Annotated in this window: 14 protein-coding genes; 4 read left to right on the plus strand and 10 right to left on the minus strand. The window is 56.8% G+C overall.

Features of this window, described 5'->3' with window-relative positions:
• Nucleotides 1–18 precede the first annotated feature (18 nt).
• The 7 genes from rffG to trxA form a co-directional block, all read right to left on the minus strand.
• Complete coding sequence (gene rffG / locus EBL_RS18390) at nt 19–1086, minus strand: dTDP-glucose 4,6-dehydratase (protein ID WP_002444160.1); 1068 nt, start codon at nt 1084–1086, stop codon at nt 19–21.
• Nucleotides 1083–2345 carry a UDP-N-acetyl-D-mannosamine dehydrogenase gene (wecC, locus tag EBL_RS18395; RefSeq protein WP_002444158.1) on the minus strand — a complete coding sequence of 421 codons (1263 nt, stop codon included), beginning with the start codon at nt 2343–2345 and terminating at the stop codon, nt 1083–1085. Before wecC ends, rffG begins: the two co-directional genes overlap by 4 nt.
• Nucleotides 2342–3472, minus strand: coding sequence for a non-hydrolyzing UDP-N-acetylglucosamine 2-epimerase (gene wecB / locus EBL_RS18400; RefSeq protein ID WP_002444156.1), 1131 nt, complete (start codon nt 3470–3472; stop codon nt 2342–2344). The genes wecC and wecB overlap by 4 nt, the downstream gene beginning before the upstream one ends.
• Before the next feature lie 60 nt (nt 3473–3532).
• The gene (wzzE, locus tag EBL_RS18405) at nt 3533–4579 is read right to left on the minus strand and encodes an ECA polysaccharide chain length modulation protein (RefSeq protein WP_014716245.1); all 1047 of its coding nucleotides are present in this window, start codon (nt 4577–4579) and stop codon (nt 3533–3535) included.
• A gap of 13 nt (nt 4580–4592) precedes the next feature.
• A complete protein-coding gene (gene wecA, locus EBL_RS18410) occupies nt 4593–5708 on the minus strand; it encodes a UDP-N-acetylglucosamine--undecaprenyl-phosphate N-acetylglucosaminephosphotransferase (RefSeq protein WP_002444152.1) in 1116 nt (371 codons plus the stop codon).
• Between the two features lie 218 nt (nt 5709–5926).
• The gene (gene rho, locus EBL_RS18415; RefSeq protein WP_002444150.1) at nt 5927–7186 is read right to left on the minus strand and encodes a transcription termination factor Rho; all 1260 of its coding nucleotides are present in this window, start codon (nt 7184–7186) and stop codon (nt 5927–5929) included.
• 360 nt (nt 7187–7546) lie between these two features.
• Nucleotides 7547–7876 (minus strand): thioredoxin TrxA, encoded by a 330-nt coding sequence (gene trxA / locus EBL_RS18420; RefSeq protein ID WP_002444149.1) that lies wholly within the window; start codon nt 7874–7876, stop codon nt 7547–7549.
• A 129-nt stretch (nt 7877–8005) separates the two neighbouring features.
• Between trxA and rhlB the strand changes: the two genes are divergently transcribed.
• The gene (rhlB, locus tag EBL_RS18425) at nt 8006–9274 is read left to right on the plus strand and encodes an ATP-dependent RNA helicase RhlB (RefSeq protein WP_002444147.1); all 1269 of its coding nucleotides are present in this window, start codon (nt 8006–8008) and stop codon (nt 9272–9274) included.
• 6 nt (nt 9275–9280) lie between these two features.
• Nucleotides 9281–10765 (plus strand): guanosine-5'-triphosphate,3'-diphosphate diphosphatase, encoded by a 1485-nt coding sequence (gene gppA, locus EBL_RS18430; protein ID WP_002444145.1) that lies wholly within the window; start codon nt 9281–9283, stop codon nt 10763–10765.
• Here gppA and rep read toward each other — a convergent pair.
• Nucleotides 10762–12783 carry a DNA helicase Rep gene (rep, locus tag EBL_RS18435; protein ID WP_002444143.1) on the minus strand — a complete coding sequence of 674 codons (2022 nt, stop codon included), beginning with the start codon at nt 12781–12783 and terminating at the stop codon, nt 10762–10764. The two genes, gppA and rep, sit on opposite strands and share 4 nt — an antisense overlap.
• A gap of 145 nt (nt 12784–12928) precedes the next feature.
• Between rep and ppiC the strand changes: the two genes are divergently transcribed.
• Nucleotides 12929–13210, plus strand: a complete 282-nt coding sequence (gene ppiC, locus EBL_RS18440; RefSeq protein ID WP_002444141.1) for a peptidylprolyl isomerase PpiC — start codon at nt 12929–12931, stop codon at nt 13208–13210.
• 69 nt (nt 13211–13279) lie between these two features.
• Here the strand turns inward: ppiC and ilvC are convergent, their stop codons facing one another.
• Nucleotides 13280–14755 (minus strand): ketol-acid reductoisomerase, encoded by a 1476-nt coding sequence (gene ilvC, locus EBL_RS18445; protein ID WP_002444139.1) that lies wholly within the window; start codon nt 14753–14755, stop codon nt 13280–13282.
• Between the two features lie 152 nt (nt 14756–14907).
• Here ilvC and ilvY point away from each other — a divergent pair, with 152 nt between their 5' ends.
• The gene (ilvY, locus tag EBL_RS18450) at nt 14908–15801 is read left to right on the plus strand and encodes an HTH-type transcriptional activator IlvY (RefSeq protein WP_002444137.1); all 894 of its coding nucleotides are present in this window, start codon (nt 14908–14910) and stop codon (nt 15799–15801) included.
• Here ilvY and ilvA read toward each other — a convergent pair.
• Nucleotides 15795–17342: a threonine ammonia-lyase, biosynthetic gene (ilvA, locus tag EBL_RS18455; RefSeq protein ID WP_002444136.1), complete on the minus strand. Its 1548-nt coding sequence runs from the start codon at nt 17340–17342 to the stop codon at nt 15795–15797. The two genes, ilvY and ilvA, sit on opposite strands and share 7 nt — an antisense overlap.

Here is a 17342-nt window from a genome sequence, read left to right on the forward strand (position 1 = left end):
AGCTCTCCTCCGCCCGGCTTACTGCCCCAGTCCAAGACGCTCACCGCGGTAACTGCCATCAAGCACCTGCTGCCACCAGCTCTGGTGCGAGAGATACCACTCTACGGTTTTACGCATGCCGCTCTCAAACGTCTCCTGCGGGCGCCAGCCCAGCTCGCGCTCAATTTTACTGGCATCGATGGCGTAACGCAGATCATGACCTGGTCTGTCGGCCACAAAGGTGATCAAATCCCGGTAGTGCGCTACTCCGGCCGGTTTTTCCGGGGCCAGAGTTTCAAGCAGCTCGCAAATCGTCTTCACCACATCAAGGTTAGTACGCTCATTATGGCCGCCAATATTCCATGTTTCCCCGGGCTTTCCGGTCGTTGCCACCAGATACAGTGCCTGGGCATGATCCTCAACATAAAGCCAGTCACGAATCTGGCTACCGTCGCCATAAACTGGCAGTGGCTTGCCCGCCAGCGCATTCAGTATCATCAGCGGGATCAGTTTTTCCGGGAAGTGATAGGGACCATAGTTATTGGAGCAGTTGGTCACCAGCGTCGGCAGCCCGTAGGTGCGCATCCAGGCACGCACCAGGTGATCACTACTGGCCTTGGAGGCGGAGTAAGGGCTGCTGGGCTCATAGGGGGTGGTCTCAGTGAAGAAATCATCACCACCGTGCAAATCCCCGAAGACCTCATCCGTTGAAATATGGTGGAAGCGAAAAGCCGCTTTAGGCGTGGCAGCAAGACCATGCCAGTAGTGTCGGGCCGCCTCAAGCAGAACATAGGTGCCGACAATATTGGTTTCAATAAACGCAGCCGGGCCATCGATTGAGCGATCCACATGGCTTTCTGCCGCCAGGTGCATCACCACATCTGGCCGGTAGCGGGCAAAGATATCCGCCATAGCCTGCGCGTCACAGATGTCGGCCTGCTCAAAGGCATAGCGCGGGTCATCCGCCACCGGTGCCAGAGACGCCAGGTTACCGGCATAGGTGAGCTTATCCACCACCACCACTGCATCCGCTGTGTGGGTAATGATATGCCTTGCGACCGCCGAGCCAATAAACCCAGCACCTCCGGTAACGAGGATTGTTCTCACCGCCATACCCCTTTGGTGTCTATGACCCAGCGCTGGGAAATCTGCTGCCCGTCCAGCGCTTTGAAGGGTTGGTGATCCACCAGCAGCACCAGGATATCCGCCTGTTGCAGCGCGTCTGTCAGGCTCACCAGCTGCGCGTGATTTGCCAGGCGCGCCGGCAGCGTATGGATATTCGGCTCAACCACCAGCAGCTCGCCCCGGTGCCATTCGCCCAGCAGTTCGGCAATCTCCATCGCCGGGCTTTCCCTTAAATCATCGATATCCGGTTTAAACGCCAGCCCCAGGCAGGCAATCTTTAAGGTGTCGGCGCTGCGTCCGGTCTCCATCAGGCAATCGGCCACGGCGGCTTTCACCTGATCAATCACCCACAGGGGTTTGCTGTCGTTAACTTCACGGGCGGTGCGGATAAGCCGCGCCTGCTGCGGGTTCTGGGCAACGATAAACCACGGGTCCACCGCGATACAGTGGCCGCCAACCCCGGGACCGGGTTGCAGGATATTGACCCGCGGGTGGCGGTTAGCCAGGCGGATAAGCTCCCAGACATTGATGCCCTGGTCTGCGCAAATCAGCGACAGCTCGTTAGCAAAAGCGATGTTCACATCCCGGAAGCTGTTCTCGGTCAGCTTGCACATCTCTGCGGTGCGGGCGTTGGTCTCCACACACTCGCCTTCAAGGAAGATGTTATAAAGTTCGCTGGCGCGGGCGGAGCATACCGGCGTCATACCGCCGATCACCCGGTCATTTTTAATCAGCTCGACCATGATCTTACCCGGCAGTACCCGCTCCGGGCAGTAGGCGATATTCACATCAGCCGCGTCACCCACCTGCTGCGGGAAGCTCAGATCCGGGCGCAGTGCCGCCAGGCGCTCAGCAACCTGCTCGGTCGCCCCTACCGGTGATGTGGATTCCAGGATAACCAGATTGCCTTTACGCAGCACCGGGGCGATAGACTCCGCCGCCGCCTGGACATACGTCATATCCGGCTCGTGATCCCCTTTAAACGGGGTCGGCACCGCGATCAGGAAGGCATCCGCCGCCACAGGTTTGGTGCGGGCCTGCAGGAAGCCACCGGCCACGGCCGCTTTCACCACCTCGCCCAGCTCCGGTTCGACAATATGAATTTCACCACGGTTAATGGTGTCGACCGCTTTTTCATTTACGTCAATACCGACAACCCGCTTCTGACGAGAAGCAAATGCAGAGGCTGTCGGTAACCCGATATACCCCAAACCGATAACCGAAATCGTTTCAAAACTCATAATGTCACCTGATATTTTTTTAACGCTGCCAGGATCCGACTGCAGGCTGCGCCATCCCCGTAGGGATTATGTGCCCGGCTCATCGCCTGATAGTCATGTTCGTCGTTAAGCAGGCGGTTAACCTGCTCAACAATCTCCCCGGTATTGGTCCCCACCAGGCGCACCGTACCGGCACTTACCGCCTCTGGCCGTTCTGTTGTCTCCCGCATCACCAGTACCGGTTTCCCGAGCGAAGGGGCCTCTTCCTGGATCCCGCCGGAATCCGTCAGAATCAGATAGGCGTGGTTCATCAGCCAGACGAACGGCAGATAGTCCTGCGGCTCAATCAGAATGATGTTGTCGACCTGGCCCAGAATGCGGTTTACCGGCTCCGACACATGGGGGTTAAGGTGTACCGGGTAGACAATCTGCACATCGTCGTGCTGCGCGGCAATGGTCGCCAGCGCCTGGCAGATATGCTCAAACCCCTCACCAAAACTTTCCCGGCGGTGGCCGGTAACCAGAATGGTCCGCTTACCGTTATGCAAGAACGGGTAGCGCTGATCGAGCTCCTGGCGCAGGGCATCATCGCCCAGTACCCGATCGCGAATTGAGATCAGCGCATCAATCACTGTATTGCCCGTCACCACAATCCGTGACGCGGGAATATTCTCTTTTTCCAGGTTCTGGCGCGAAATATCCGTGGGGGCAAAATGCAGTTGCGCCAGCCGCCCGGTCACCAGACGGTTACCCTCTTCCGGCCAGGGGGAGTAGATATCGCCCGTGCGCAGGCCCGCTTCCACATGGCCGACCGGAATACGCTGGTAGAACGCCGCCAGGCTTGCGGCCATGGTGGTGGTGGTATCCCCGTGGACCAGGACAATATCGGGGCGGAAGGATTCCAGAATCGGCTGCATCCCGCCCAGAATGCGGCTGGTTATCTCGGTCAGCCCCTGGCCTGGCTTCATGATGTTCAGGTCGAAGTCCGGCTGGATAGCAAACAGGTTCAGCACCTGATCAAGCATTTCACGATGCTGCGCGGTCACACACACTCTGGCATCGAAAAAGGGATCCTGTGCCAGGGCATGGACCAGAGGCGCCATTTTAATTGCCTCCGGGCGGGTGCCAAATACGGTTAACACTTTCACAACAAGTCTCATTATTCGTTAAAACCGGCAGTCAGGTGTCTGCCACCGGTTAGCTGAAATTTAGCTGCGCTGGCGTTTGACCAGAGCCACACCTGCCCCAACCAGCACCCCGACAATGCCCCACATAATCAGCAAAAATGCTCTGCGTGGGCTATCGCGTTTTACCGGCTCTTCCGGGGTACGCAAATAGCGGTAAGTCTGGAAATTCGGGTCCGGCTCCGGACTGGTCGCCAGCGATGCCTGCATCACCCGGTTTTGTTCGTAATCGAGGTCATAATCCGGCCCGGCAGAGCGCAGATTCTCCAGGCGCGCCTGGAGCATCGGGCGGCCCAGCATAAACAGCTCAGAGTCCGGCAGCTCATCCACCGGTACACTGGTGACGTTGCGGCTGATGTTATTGGCCTGCGCCACTTTCAGTGCCTGCTCCACACTGCTGACTTTGCGATCAAAGACCGCCTGCGCCACCGCTTCCTGGCGCTTGATCTGGGCGGTCATCTGGGCAGACCGGGCAGCCCACGCCCCTTTCAGCTCATCATTCAGATGGCTGGCGGCGCGCTGGCTGGCAAAGGCCACATACTGGCGCAGCAGGTTATTAGCATCCTGCGCGGTCTCTGCCACCAGTTTCACGCTGTCGCTGGTGTTGTGGGTCGGATCAGCGAAGGTCACCTGGATGTTGTTGATTAACTCATCCAGCAGCGCGGCATCGGCCTTACTGTTACCAGACTGGCGCTGTTTGTAGTAATCAGTCTGCTGCCAGAAGTCGCGCCGGGTATCCCAGGAGGCCAGCTGCATTACAAATTCTTTATAGGCGTCCTCCATCACTGAGGGCGGCTCAGTAGTGGTCGGGTTCAGGCGGGAATCAAGGCTGCGCAGGAACTGCTCCTGGCTGTAAAATCCGCCCAGCATATTGACTGTCGGGCGATCGGTAATGGCGGTGGCGCTCCACTCCTGGCGCGCGAAAAAGGTATAAATCAGTGCCAGTAGCGCGAACAGGACAGCCGTACCCACTACCCATATTTTTCCCTGCCACAGGGTGCGAAACAGCCCCCGAATATCGAGCTCATTATCAGTCACTGGCGCGTTATCCACCGGAATGTGTTGTCTCATCACGTCCCCAATCTTATTTGGTTAATCCTGGATTTTTATTATGCCCACGGCGCAGCCGCCGTTTGACGCGTTTAATAAACCGGGCCACTTTCCACGCCCGTTTAATGCAGTAGCCATAGAGCAGGAATGCAAGCAAAAACAGTACCAACATCATCCATTCCGGGAAAATGGTGTAGTACTCACTCAGTACGCCGATGCTGGCGAGGATAGCCGCCGCAAGGGTTATCAGCACAAAGGCCTGACGGGAGGTAAAACCGGCACGCATAATCAGGTGGTGGATATGCTGGCGATCTGCCGTAAACGGGCTCTGGCCTTTACGCAAACGGCGGTACATGATGGCTATCATGTCCATCAGCGGGATGGCGATAATCCACAGCGCAGTGACCGGGCTTAACGGATGGGTCTGCCCCTGGGTGGTCTCCATCAGGATCCAGATCAGGGTAAAACCGATAAAGGTACTGCCCGCATCGCCCATAAATACTTTATAGCGGCGGCCAAGAATACCGAGGTTGAGCATGATATACGGGAGAATGGCCGCGATCATGGCAAAGCACCACATCGCAAGGCTGATTTGCCCGTCAAAGAAGAGAATAAAACCGAGTGCGGCAAACGACACGCAGGAGAGCCCACCCAGCAGGCCGTCGATACCGTCGACCATATTAAACGCGTTAATCGCCGCCCACACGGCGAAGAGGGTCAGCACATAGCCAAAGGGCCCGAGATAAAACTCCCAGGAGCCAAACACGTACCCCAGGCTGTTCAGATACAGCCCCCCGACCCCCATCATCACAATGGCGACCAGCGCCTGTACCGCCGCGCGAATTTTAACACTGATATCGTAACGATCGTCGAGAGCGCCAATCAGCACCAGCAGACCGGCACACAGCAGATAAAGCCGGGCATGCGGGATATAGTAGCTACTGTTTACCCAGGAGATCACAAAGGTAAAACAGATACCTACATATACCGAAATACCACCCACCAGGGGAATCACACCCTGGTGACGTTTTCGAAAGTTTGGTCGATCCACTAACCCGATTTTTTTCGCCACTTTGCGGGCGAAAAACAAAAACACCAGCGTAAAGGCGAAAACAAGAACAAGGTCAGTACTCAAGCTGAGTAGATTCACAATAACGACTCTCTGCTAAATTTTGCAGTTCAATTTATATTATAAAAAGCAAAAAACATGCCAGTAATGGCAAAAGACCACCAGATTAGTCCGTAATAGTGGCTTTCGTACAGTAAACAACAGCCCCGGAAACCGGGTTGCCGCCCACCCCACATATCGTATATAGCAGAAAAGAAAAACGCCACGTCAAAGCGTGGCGTTCCCCGAGTTTCTGACAATTACGAACGTTTCATCATGTCGAAAAATTCGTCGTTTGTTTTCGTCATTGCCAGTTTATTAATCAGGAATTCCATCGCGTCGATCTCCCCCATCGGGTGAATAATCTTGCGCAGGATCCACATTTTCTGCAGTTCTTCCTGAGTAGTGAGCAGCTCTTCTTTACGGGTACCGGAACGGTTGTAGTCGATAGCCGGGAAGACGCGTTTTTCAGCAATTTTACGAGAGAGATGCAGTTCCATGTTACCGGTGCCTTTAAACTCTTCGTAAATCACTTCGTCCATCTTCGAACCGGTATCAATCAGCGCGGTCGCGATAATGGTCAGGCTGCCGCCCTCTTCCACGTTACGGGCCGCACCGAAGAAGCGTTTCGGGCGATGCAGGGCGTTGGCGTCCACACCACCGGTCAGCACTTTACCGGAAGCCGGCACCACGGTGTTATAGGCACGGGCCAGACGGGTGATGGAGTCGAGCAGGATAATAACGTCTTTTTTGTGCTCAACCAGGCGCTTGGCTTTTTCAATCACCATTTCAGCAACCTGCACGTGGCGGGAGGCAGGTTCATCAAAGGTAGAGGCAACCACTTCGCCTTTGACCAGACGCTGCATCTCGGTAACTTCTTCCGGACGTTCGTCAATCAGCAGCACCATCAGCACACAATCCGGGTGATTGTAGGCAATGCTCTGGGCGATGTTCTGCAGCAGCATGGTTTTACCGGCTTTCGGCGGTGCCACGATCAGGCCACGCTGGCCGCGGCCAATCGGGGATGCCAGATCCAGAACACGGGCGGTTAAGTCTTCGGTTGAACCGTTACCGCGCTCCATACGCAAACGGGAGTTCGCGTGCAGCGGGGTTAAGTTTTCAAACAGAATTTTACTGCGGGCGTTTTCCGGTTTGTCGTAGTTAACTTCGTTAACTTTTAACAGGGCAAAATAGCGCTCGCCTTCTTTCGGCGGACGGATTTTCCCGGAAATGGTGTCACCAGTGCGGAGGTTGAAACGGCGGATTTGGCTGGGAGAAACGTAGATATCATCAGGACCGGCAAGGTAGGAGCTGTCTGCAGAGCGGAGGAATCCGAATCCATCCTGCAATATCTCCAGCACACCGTCGCCGAAAATATCTTCGCCGCTCTTCGCGTGCTGCTTGAGGATCGCGAAGATGATGTCTTGCTTGCGCATACGGGCCAGGTTTTCCAGCCCCATATTTTCGCCGAGAGTAATCAGCTCAGAAACCGGCGTATTCTTTAATTCGGTAAGATTCATAATGGTGGGTTCTTAAACTCGGGGTAAATCTCGAAATTTAGTGTCGTGAATGGTATGGCAGGGTCATCCATGCCTGTTTATGGCTACCACCACTTGCCTCACCACTGTCCGGCACAAGAAAAGCTCAGAACTGGAGCGGTTACAACAGATTAAGGTGATAAGCCCGAATTTCGATTACATAACTACACGCCCGTTGCAGTTAATAAAGAAACGCAGCACGCGGGAAGTCTTAAGGTATTACAAGATTCAAACTACAAGGTAAGTTTAAAACGCAGTAAGAGTAACATAGCACGGTGATGAGCGGGCGTCCAGCAGTCCCCGGAAACAAATCCAGGACTGCCGCACGCACCGCGAATTCGCTTACGCCAGGTTGGCGTCCAGGAACTCTTTTAACTGACCTTTGGACAGGGCGCCCACTTTGGTCGCAGCGACTTCGCCATTCTTGAATAACAGCAGAGTCGGGATACCGCGGATGCCATATTTCGGCGCGGTTGCCGGGTTCTGGTCGATGTTCAGTTTGGCAACGGTCAGTTTGCCCTGATATTCATCAGCGATTTCATCCAGAATCGGGGCGATCATTTTGCATGGACCGCACCATTCTGCCCAGAAATCAACCAGAATTAACCCATCCGCTTTGAGCACATCCGTGTCGAAACCGTCGTCAGTCAGGTGAATAATTTTATCGCTCATGTTTTACTCCACAGGATTATGCCTGGCCTGGTGGTGTAGCATTAACCACCCAGGATGACTTTATTTCACCCGTTTATTTCAACGGATGTGCTTTCGTAAAGCAATAGTAAACTGATATTCTACCTCACTATGAGCAAAACACATTTGACAGACAAGAAGTTTTCCGACTTCGCCCTGCACCCGCAAGTGGTTGAAGCCCTTGAGAAAAAAGGGTTTACCAACTGTACGCACATTCAGGCACTGGCACTTCCCCTGACTCTCGCGGGAAAAGACGTTGCCGGGCAGGCGCAAACCGGTACTGGCAAAACGATGGCGTTTTTAACGTCAACGTTCCACTATTTACTCTCTCACCCGGCCCACGAAAACCGCCAGGTGAACCAGCCGCGCGCGCTGATCATGGCCCCGACCCGCGAACTGGCCGTTCAGATTCACTCCGACGCAGAGCCCCTGGCCGAAGCGACCGGTCTGAAGCTGGGCCTCGCCTATGGCGGTGATGGTTATGACAAGCAGCTCAAAGTGCTGGAAAGCGGCGTGGATATCCTGATCGGCACCACCGGTCGCCTTATCGACTACACCAAACAGAATTACGTCAACATGGGCGCGATTCAGGTTGTAGTGCTCGATGAAGCAGACCGCATGTACGATCTGGGCTTTATTAAAGACATCCGCTGGCTGTTCCGCCGCATGCCGCCCGCCACCGAACGCCTCAATATGCTGTTCTCCGCCACCCTTTCTTACCGGGTGCGTGAGCTGGCCTTTGAGCAGATGAACAACGCTGAATATGTTGAAGTGGAACCGGAACAGAAAACCGGCCACCGCATTAAAGAAGAGCTGTTCTACCCGTCTAACGACGAAAAAATGCGTTTACTGCAAACGCTTATCGAAGAAGAATGGCCGGATCGGGCGATTATTTTCGCCAATACCAAACACCGCTGTGAAGATATCTGGGGCCACCTGGCCGCAGACGGTCACCGGGTAGGTTTGCTGACCGGTGACGTTGCCCAGAAGAAACGCCTGCGTATTCTGGACGATTTTACCCACGGCAATCTCGATATTCTGGTCGCCACCGATGTGGCCGCCCGCGGCCTGCATATTCCGGAAGTGACGCACGTCTTTAACTATGACTTGCCGGACGACTGTGAAGACTACGTACACCGTATTGGCCGTACCGGCCGTGCCGGGGCAAGTGGTTCTTCTATCAGCCTCGCCTGTGAAGAGTACGCGCTGAATCTGCCGGCCATTGAAAACTATATTGGCCACTCGATCCCGGTCAGTAAATACAACCCGGATGCGCTGTTAACCGAACTGCCGCCGCCGAAGCGTTTAACCCGCGCTCGCCCTGGTAATAATAACCAGCGCCGGGGTAACGCGAACCGTAATCGTCGTCGCGCAGGATAATTAACGATGCCCGGACCCACCTCACTGTATGCTGCGATTGATTTAGGCTCAAACAGCTTTCATATGCTGGTTGTACGTGAGGTGGCGGGCAGTATTCAGGCCCTCACCCGTATCAAGCGCAAAGTTCGCCTGGCCGCGGGTCTCAACTCGCAACGCCAGCTATCCGCAGAAGCGATGGAGCGGGGCTGGGAGTGTTTGCGGCTGTTCGCCGAACGCCTGCAGGATATTCCCGGCACCCAGATTCGCGCGGTGGCCACCGCCACCCTGCGTCTGGCAACCAATGCGGATGTTTTTATCAACAAGGCGCAGCAGATCCTCGGCTGCCCGGTGCAGGTGATAAGCGGCGAAGAAGAAGCGCGCCTGATTTACCAGGGGGTGGCCCACACCACTGGCGGTGCGGATCAGCGCCTGGTGGTGGATATCGGCGGGGCCAGCACCGAGATGGTTACCGGTACTGGTGCACAAACCACCGCGCTGTTCAGTCTCTCAATGGGTTGCGTAACCTGGCTGGAGCACTACTTTGCCGACCGCAGCCTGACCCGCGAAAATTTTGACGCCGCCCAGGCCGCCGCCCGTGATGTGCTGCTGCCGGTGGTGCCTGAGCTGCGTAAAAACGGCTGGAAAGTGTGTGTCGGTGCTTCCGGCACGGTGCAGGCGCTGCAGGAAATCATGATGGCCCAGGGGATGGACGAACGCATCACCCTGAGCAAGCTCCTGCAACTCAGGCAAAAAGCCATTCAGTGCGGGCGTCTTGAAGAGCTGGAAATTGAAGGGCTGACCCTTGAGCGGGCGCTGGTGTTCCCCAGCGGGCTGGCGATCCTGATAGCCATCTTTACCGAGCTGAATATCGACTGCATGACGCTCGCCGGTGGCGCCCTGCGTGAAGGGCTGGTCTACGGCATGCTCCACCTGGCAGTAGATCAGGATATCCGCAGCCGCACGCTGCGCAATATTCAGCGCCGCTTCAATGTGGATATCGAGCAGGCAGAGCGGGTTCGCCTGCTGGCGGCTCACTTCACCGCCCGGCTGGAGGCCACCTGGAAGCTGGATGCCTTAAGTAAGGACATGTTAAACAGCGCCTGCCTGCTGCATGAAATCGGGCTCAGCGTGGACTTTAAACATGCGCCCCGGCACGCGGCGTATCTGGTCAGTAACCTTGATTTGCCCGGATTTACCCCGGCCCAGAAGAAGCTGCTGGCGACACTGCTGCAAAACCAGACCAACCCCATCGATTTATCATCCCTGAATCAGCAAAATGCGCTGCCCCCCAGGGTGGCAGAGCAGCTGTGCCGCCTGCTGCGTCTGGCGATCATTTTTGCCGGTCGCCGCCGCAACGACACCCTGCCGGAGGTCGGTATCACCGCCGATGGCGACACCCTGCGTCTGACGCTGCCCCCCCACTGGCTGGCGGCTCATCCGCTGGGTAGCGAGCTGCTGGAGCAAGAGTGCCAGTGGCAAAGCTATGTCCACTGGCCCCTGGAGGTCTGCTAACCCTTACGGGCCTTCGCCAGCTGTTCACGGATACTGGCCAGGTGCGCCTGGCCTTTTTGCATCCGCTCTTCGGCGCTCACTTTTTTACGCTCCACTTCCCACTGTAAATCGTCCTGAGGAAGCTCCAGCAGGAAGCGGCTGGGTTCCGGGCGGACGGACTCCCCGTACTGGCGGCGCTCTTTACACAGGGTGAAGGTCAGCTCTTTCTGGGCCCGGGTGATCCCCACGTACGCCAGGCGCCGCTCTTCATCAATGTTGTCTTCATCAATGCTGCTCTGGTGCGGTAACAGCCCCTCTTCCATGCCCACCAGATAAACATACGGGAATTCCAGCCCTTTTGAGGCGTGCAGGGTCATCAGCTGCACCTGATCCAGCTCCTCTTCGCTTTCGCCGCGCTCCATCATATCGCGCAGGGTAAAGCGGGTGACCACCTGGGTCAGGGTCATGGGCTCTTCCAGGTCCGAGCCTTCCAGCATCTCGGTCATCCAGGTAAACAGCTGGTTGACGTTCTTCATGCGCATTTCGGCCGCTTTCGGGCTGGGCGAGGTTTCAAACAGCCAGCTTTCGTAGTCAATGCCGTGGATAAGATCGCGCACTGCGGCCACCGGCTCTTTTTCAGACAGGCGGGCAACCTCGCCCAGCCAGTGGGTAAAGCGGGTCAGGGCCTCGTAACCACGCCCGGTCAGGGTCTGGCTCAGGCCCAGATCAAAGCTGGCGGTAAACATACTTTTATTGCGCTGGAGTGCCCACTCGCCCAGTTTCTGTAGCGTCGCCGGGCCAATTTCGCGGCGCGGTGTATTCACGATACGCAAAAAGGCGCTGTCGTCATCCGGGTTGGTCAGCACCCGCAGGTAGGCCAGTAAGTCTTTAATTTCCGGGCGTGAAAAGAACGAAGTGCCGCCGGAAATGCGGTACGGGATCCGGTTTTGCATCAGCATTTTTTCGAATACCCGGGACTGGTGGTTACCCCGGTACAGGATGGCGTAATCCTTATACTGGGTCTTATTAATAAAGTGGTGGGCAATCAGCTCCCCGGTCACCCGCTCCGCTTCATGATCCTCATTGTTCGCGCTGAGCACTTTCAGCTCCGGCCCGTAGCCCAGTTCAGAGAACAGTTTTTTCTCAAAAACGTGGGGGTTATTGGCGATAAGGATATTGGCCGCTTTAAGAATGCGCCCGGAAGAGCGGTAGTTCTGCTCCAGCTTGATAACCTGCAGGGCCGGGAAATCCTGGCTCAGCAGCACCAGATTTTGCGGACGGGCGCCACGCCAGGAGTAAATCGACTGGTCATCATCCCCCACAACGGTAAACCGCGCCCGGCTGCCCACCAGCAGTTTGACCAGCTCATACTGGCTGGTGTTGGTGTCCTGATATTCATCCACCAGCAGGTAGCGAATCTTGTTCTGCCAGCGCTCGCGCACTTCTTCATTGCGCTGCAACAGCAGGGTCGGCAACAGGATAAGATCGTCAAAATCCAGCACGTTGCAGGCTTTCAGGTGATCGTAATAGAGCCGGTAACAGTGGGCGAAGATCCGATCCCGCTCGCCACGGGCCATGGCCGCTGCCTGATCCGGCCCCATCAGATCGTTCTTCCAGTTGGAGATCGTCGAGATCAGCTGCTGGTAGATAACTTTGTCGTTTTCCAGCAGCCCTTCGGTGAGATCTTTAATCAGCGCCAGCTGATCCGTGTCGTCAAACAATGAGAAGTTAGACTTCATGCCCAGGGCTGCGTATTCACGCTTAATGATCTCAAGCCCCAGTGTATGAAAGGTGGAGATCATCAGGCCACGAGCCTCTTTGCGCCCCAGCGTCTGGGCAACGCGCTCTTTCATTTCCCGGGCGGCTTTATTGGTAAAGGTCACTGCCGCAATATGCCGGGCCTGATAACCGCAGCCGCGGATCAGGTGGGCGATTTTATTGGTGATAACGCGGGTTTTGCCGGAACCGGCTCCGGCTAATACCAGGCAGGGACCAGTGACAAAGTCGACAGCTTGTTGCTGACCGGGGTTCAGGCGCATAGCTTTATTGCTCAATCTTCAGACGGGGTGAGGATTGTAGCAGAAACCCTGCCGGAGATTGATGACCGAAGAGTAAAGTGTTGGCCCGTGACCGGCCCGTGCTACTATTGGCCGCTTTATTTTCCCCCACGATGAAGGTGTTATCATGGCAAAAACCGCAGCAGCAATGCATATCCTGGTCAAAGACGAAAAACTGGCGCTTGATCTGCTTGAGCAGATCAAAAACGGTGCTGATTTCGAGAAACTGGCGAAAAAACACTCCACCTGCCCGTCCGGTAAAAAAGGCGGCCATTTAGGGGAGTTCCGCCAGGGCCAGATGGTGCCGGCGTTCGACAAAGTGGTGTTCTCCTGCCCGGTGCTGGAGCCTACCGGCCCGCTGCATACCCAGTTCGGCTACCACATTATCAAAGTGCTGTACCGCAACTGATTGCCCGCCGCCACAATAAAAAAGCCCGGTGCCATCAGCGCACCGGGCTTTGTGGTGTTATGCCGGGGGTTAACCCGCCACAGCAATACGTTTCATATCGGTCATATAGCCGCGCAGTTTCTTACCTACCTGCTCAATAGGATGCTGGCGAATCGCCTCGTTCACATCGCGCAGCTGGGCGTTATCCACCGCGGTAACCGGAGCAGCCTGGCCCAGATCGTCTGGCTGGATCGTTGCCATAAAGTCTTTCAGCAGCGGTACTGCCGCGTAGGAGAACAGATAGTTACCGTATTCCGCCGTATCAGAGATAACCACGTTCATTTCATACAGGCGTTTACGGGCAATGGTGTTGGCTATCAGCGGTAACTCATGCAGCGATTCATAGTAGGCGGATTCGGCAATAATCCCGGAAGAGACCATGGTTTCGAAGGCCAGCTCAACGCCCGCTTTAACCATCGCAATCATCAGCACGCCTTTATCGAAGTATTCCTGCTCACCGATCTTCCCTTCATACTGCGGGGCGTTCTCAAACGCGGTTTTACCGGTCTCTTCACGCCAGGTCAGCAGTTTCTTGTCGTCTTCTGCCCAGTCAGCCATCATGCCGGAGGAGAACTCACCGGAGATAATGTCATCCATATGCTTGCGGAACAGCGGCGTCATGATGGTTTTCAGCTGCTCAGATAACCCATAAGCGCGGATTTTCGCCGGGTTAGACAGGCGATCCATCATCAGGGTGATCCCGCCCTGCTTGAGTGCCTCAGTGATGGTTTCCCAGCCGAACTGGATCAGTTTTTCTGCGTATGCCGGGTCAGTCCCTTCAGCCACCAGCTTATCAAAGCACAGCAGGGAGCCCGCCTGCAGCATACCGCACAGAATGGTCTGCTCGCCCATCAGGTCAGATTTCACTTCGGCAACGAAGGAGGATTCCAGCACACCCGCACGGTGGCCGCCGGTGGCCGCAGCCCAGGCTTTGGCAATCGCCATGCCTTCACCCTGCGGGTCGTTTTCCGGGTGTACGGCAATCAGGGTTGGCACCCCGAAGCCGCGTTTGTACTCTTCACGCACTTCGGTGCCCGGGCATTTCGGCGCTACCATCACCACCGTGATGTCTTTGCGGATCTGCTCGCCCACTTCCACAATGTTAAAACCGTGGGAGTAGCCCAGCGCCGCGCCTTTTTTCATCAGCGGCTGAACGGCCTGCACCACCGCAGTGTGCTGCTTGTCCGGGGTCAGGTTTACCACCAGGTCCGCCTGCGGGATCAGCGTTTCATAGCTGCCCACGGTGAAGCCGTTTTCCGTCGCCCGGCGCCAGGAGGCGCGTTTTTCGGCGATCGCTTCAGCACGCAGTGCATAGGAGATATCCAGCCCGGAATCGCGCATATTCAGGCCCTGATTCAGACCCTGGGCGCCACAACCCACGATGACCACTTTTTTACCTTTGAGGTAACCGGCTTCGTCTGCGAATTCTTCGCGCGCCATAAAACGACATTTGCCCAGTTGTGCCAGCTGCTGACGCAGATTCAGCGTATTGAAATAGTTAGCCATTGTGTTTCCTCATCGGATGCGGTTGTGCTTGTTGTCGGGGGGCGTGATTACGCGCCATGAAGCCACTATATGACAGGAAGTCCGTTGCTTAAATTGATATATTAACAACACCATGTTGCATAATATGAAATGTCGCACTAAAGGATCAGCCCATGGATATTCGCGAACTCAAAACCTTTCTGCACCTGGCAGAAAGCCGCCACTTCGGGCGCAGCGCCAGGGCGATGCACGTCAGCCCCTCGACCCTGTCGCGCCAGATCCAGCGCCTGGAGGAGGATCTCGGCCAGCCGCTGTTTGTGCGCGATAACCGCACCGTGACCCTGACCGGGGCCGGAGAGGCGCTGCGCGAATTTGCCCAGCACACATTGTTGCAGTACCAGCAACTGCGCCACGGCATTGATCAGCAGGGGCCGTCATTATCCGGGGAGCTGCATCTGTTCTGCTCGGTCACCGCCGCTTACAGCCACTTACCGCCCATTCTGGACCGTTTCCGGGCGGAGCATCCCTCTGTGGAAATCAAACTGACGACCGGCGACGCCGCCGACGCGGTGGAAAAGGTCAATTCCGGCGATGCGGATCTGGCGATTGCCGGGAAGCCGGAGCACCTGCCCGGAGCGGTGGACTTCTCCATGCTGGAGAACCTGGCGGTGGTGCTGATCGCCCCGGCACTGGCCTGCCCGGTACGCAGCCAGGTCAGCCAGCCTGAGCCGGACTGGTCAACCGTGCCGTTTATCCTGCCGGATCAGGGGCCGGTGCGCCGCCGTATTGAGCTGTGGTTCCGGCGCCATAAAATCTCCAGCCCGGCGATTTACGCCACGGTAGGCGGCCATGAAGCGATGGTGTCGATGGTGGCCCTGGGGTGTGGGGTGGCGCTTATCCCGGAAGTGGTGCTGGAAAACAGCCCGGAGCCGGTGCGCAACCGGGTGCAGATCCTGGAGCGCAGCGACGATAAAACCCCGTTTGAGCTTGGCGTGTGCGTACAAAAAAAGCGGCTCGCTGAGCCGCTTATTCATGCGTTCTGGAAGTTACTGCCCGCCAGTCACTGACCGGCGAGGAAAAACCGGAACGCCGGGTTACGGGTCTCGTCATGGCACTCGTAGCCCAGCTCATGGAGCCGGGTTTCGAAATCCGGCTCATGTTCGCCCAGTTCAAACGCGGCCAGCACGCGGCCATAGTCCGTGCCGTGGCTGCGGTAATGAAACAGGGAAATATTCCAGTGGGTGCCCAGGGTTTGCAGGAATTTCAGCAGCGCCCCGGGGGATTCCGGAAACTCGAAGCTGTACAGCCGTTCATGCAGCGCCCGGGACGGGCGTCCCCCCACCATGTAACGCACATGCAGTTTGGCCATCTCATCATCAGAGAGATCAACCACCCCGTAGCCCCCATCCTGGAGCACGCGGATAATCTCCCGGCGCTCTTCCGGGCCGCGGCTAAGCCGGACCCCCACAAAGATGCAGGCGTCGCGGGCGTCCGCATAGCGGTAGTTAAACTCCGTGACCGAACGGCCCCCCAGCAGCTGGCAGAACTTCAGGAAGCTGCCTTTCTCTTCCGGGATGGTCACCGCCAGCAGGGCTTCGCGCTGCTCGCCCAGTTCACAACGCTCCGACACGTAACGCAGACCGTGGAAATTCACGTTCGCCCCGGAGAGGATATGCGCCAGGCGCTCACCGCGAATATTGTGCTGCTGGATATACTTTTTAATCCCGGCCAGCGCCAGGGCCCCGGAAGGCTCCGCCACCGCCCGCACATCTTCAAACAGGTCTTTTACGGCCGCACAGATGGCATCGCTGTCCACGGTGATGATGTCATCCAGATACTCCCGGCACAGGCGGAAGGTCTCATCGCCAATGCGTTTTACCGCGACCCCTTCGGCAAATAACCCGACCCGGGGCAGATCCACCGGGTGCCCGGCATCCAGCGCCGCTTTCAGGCAGGCGGAGTCTTCCGCCTCTACGGCGATCACTTTGATCTGCGGCATCAGTTGCTTGATCAGCACCGCAACCCCGGCCGCCAGACCACCGCCCCCGACCGGCACAAAGATCCGGTCCAGGTGGGGATCCTGCTGGAGCATCTCCAGCGCCAGGGTTCCCTGCCCGGCAATCACCGCCGGGTGATCAAACGGCGGCACATAGGTATACCCCTGCTGCTCAGACAGTTCGATAGCTTTCGCTTTGGCTTCGTCAAAGTTCGCCCCGTAGAGCAGCACTTCACCGCCAAAACCGCGCACCGCATCGACTTTGATATCCGCCGTTGTCACCGGCATCACAATAAGCGCCCGGATCCCGAGGCGGGCGGAAGACATCGCCACCCCCTGAGCATGGTTACCGGCAGAAGCGGTGACCACCCCGTGCTCCTTTTGTTGCCGGGTCAGCCCGGCAATCATGGCGTGAGCGCCGCGCAGCTTGAAGCTGTGTACCGGCTGGCGGTCTTCGCGTTTTACCAGGATGGTGTTATCCAGCCGGGCGGAGATTTTGTCCATTTTCTGCAACGGGGTGACCTGGGCGACCTCATAAACCGGGGATCGCAGCACCGCACGCAGATATTCCGCCCCTTCCGGGGCGGCAGATAGCGGTTGAGATTCAGACAT

Origin of the sequence: Shimwellia blattae DSM 4481 = NBRC 105725 (assembly GCF_000262305.1) — a bacterium.
Classification (GTDB): Bacteria; Pseudomonadota; Gammaproteobacteria; order Enterobacterales; family Enterobacteriaceae; genus Shimwellia; species Shimwellia blattae.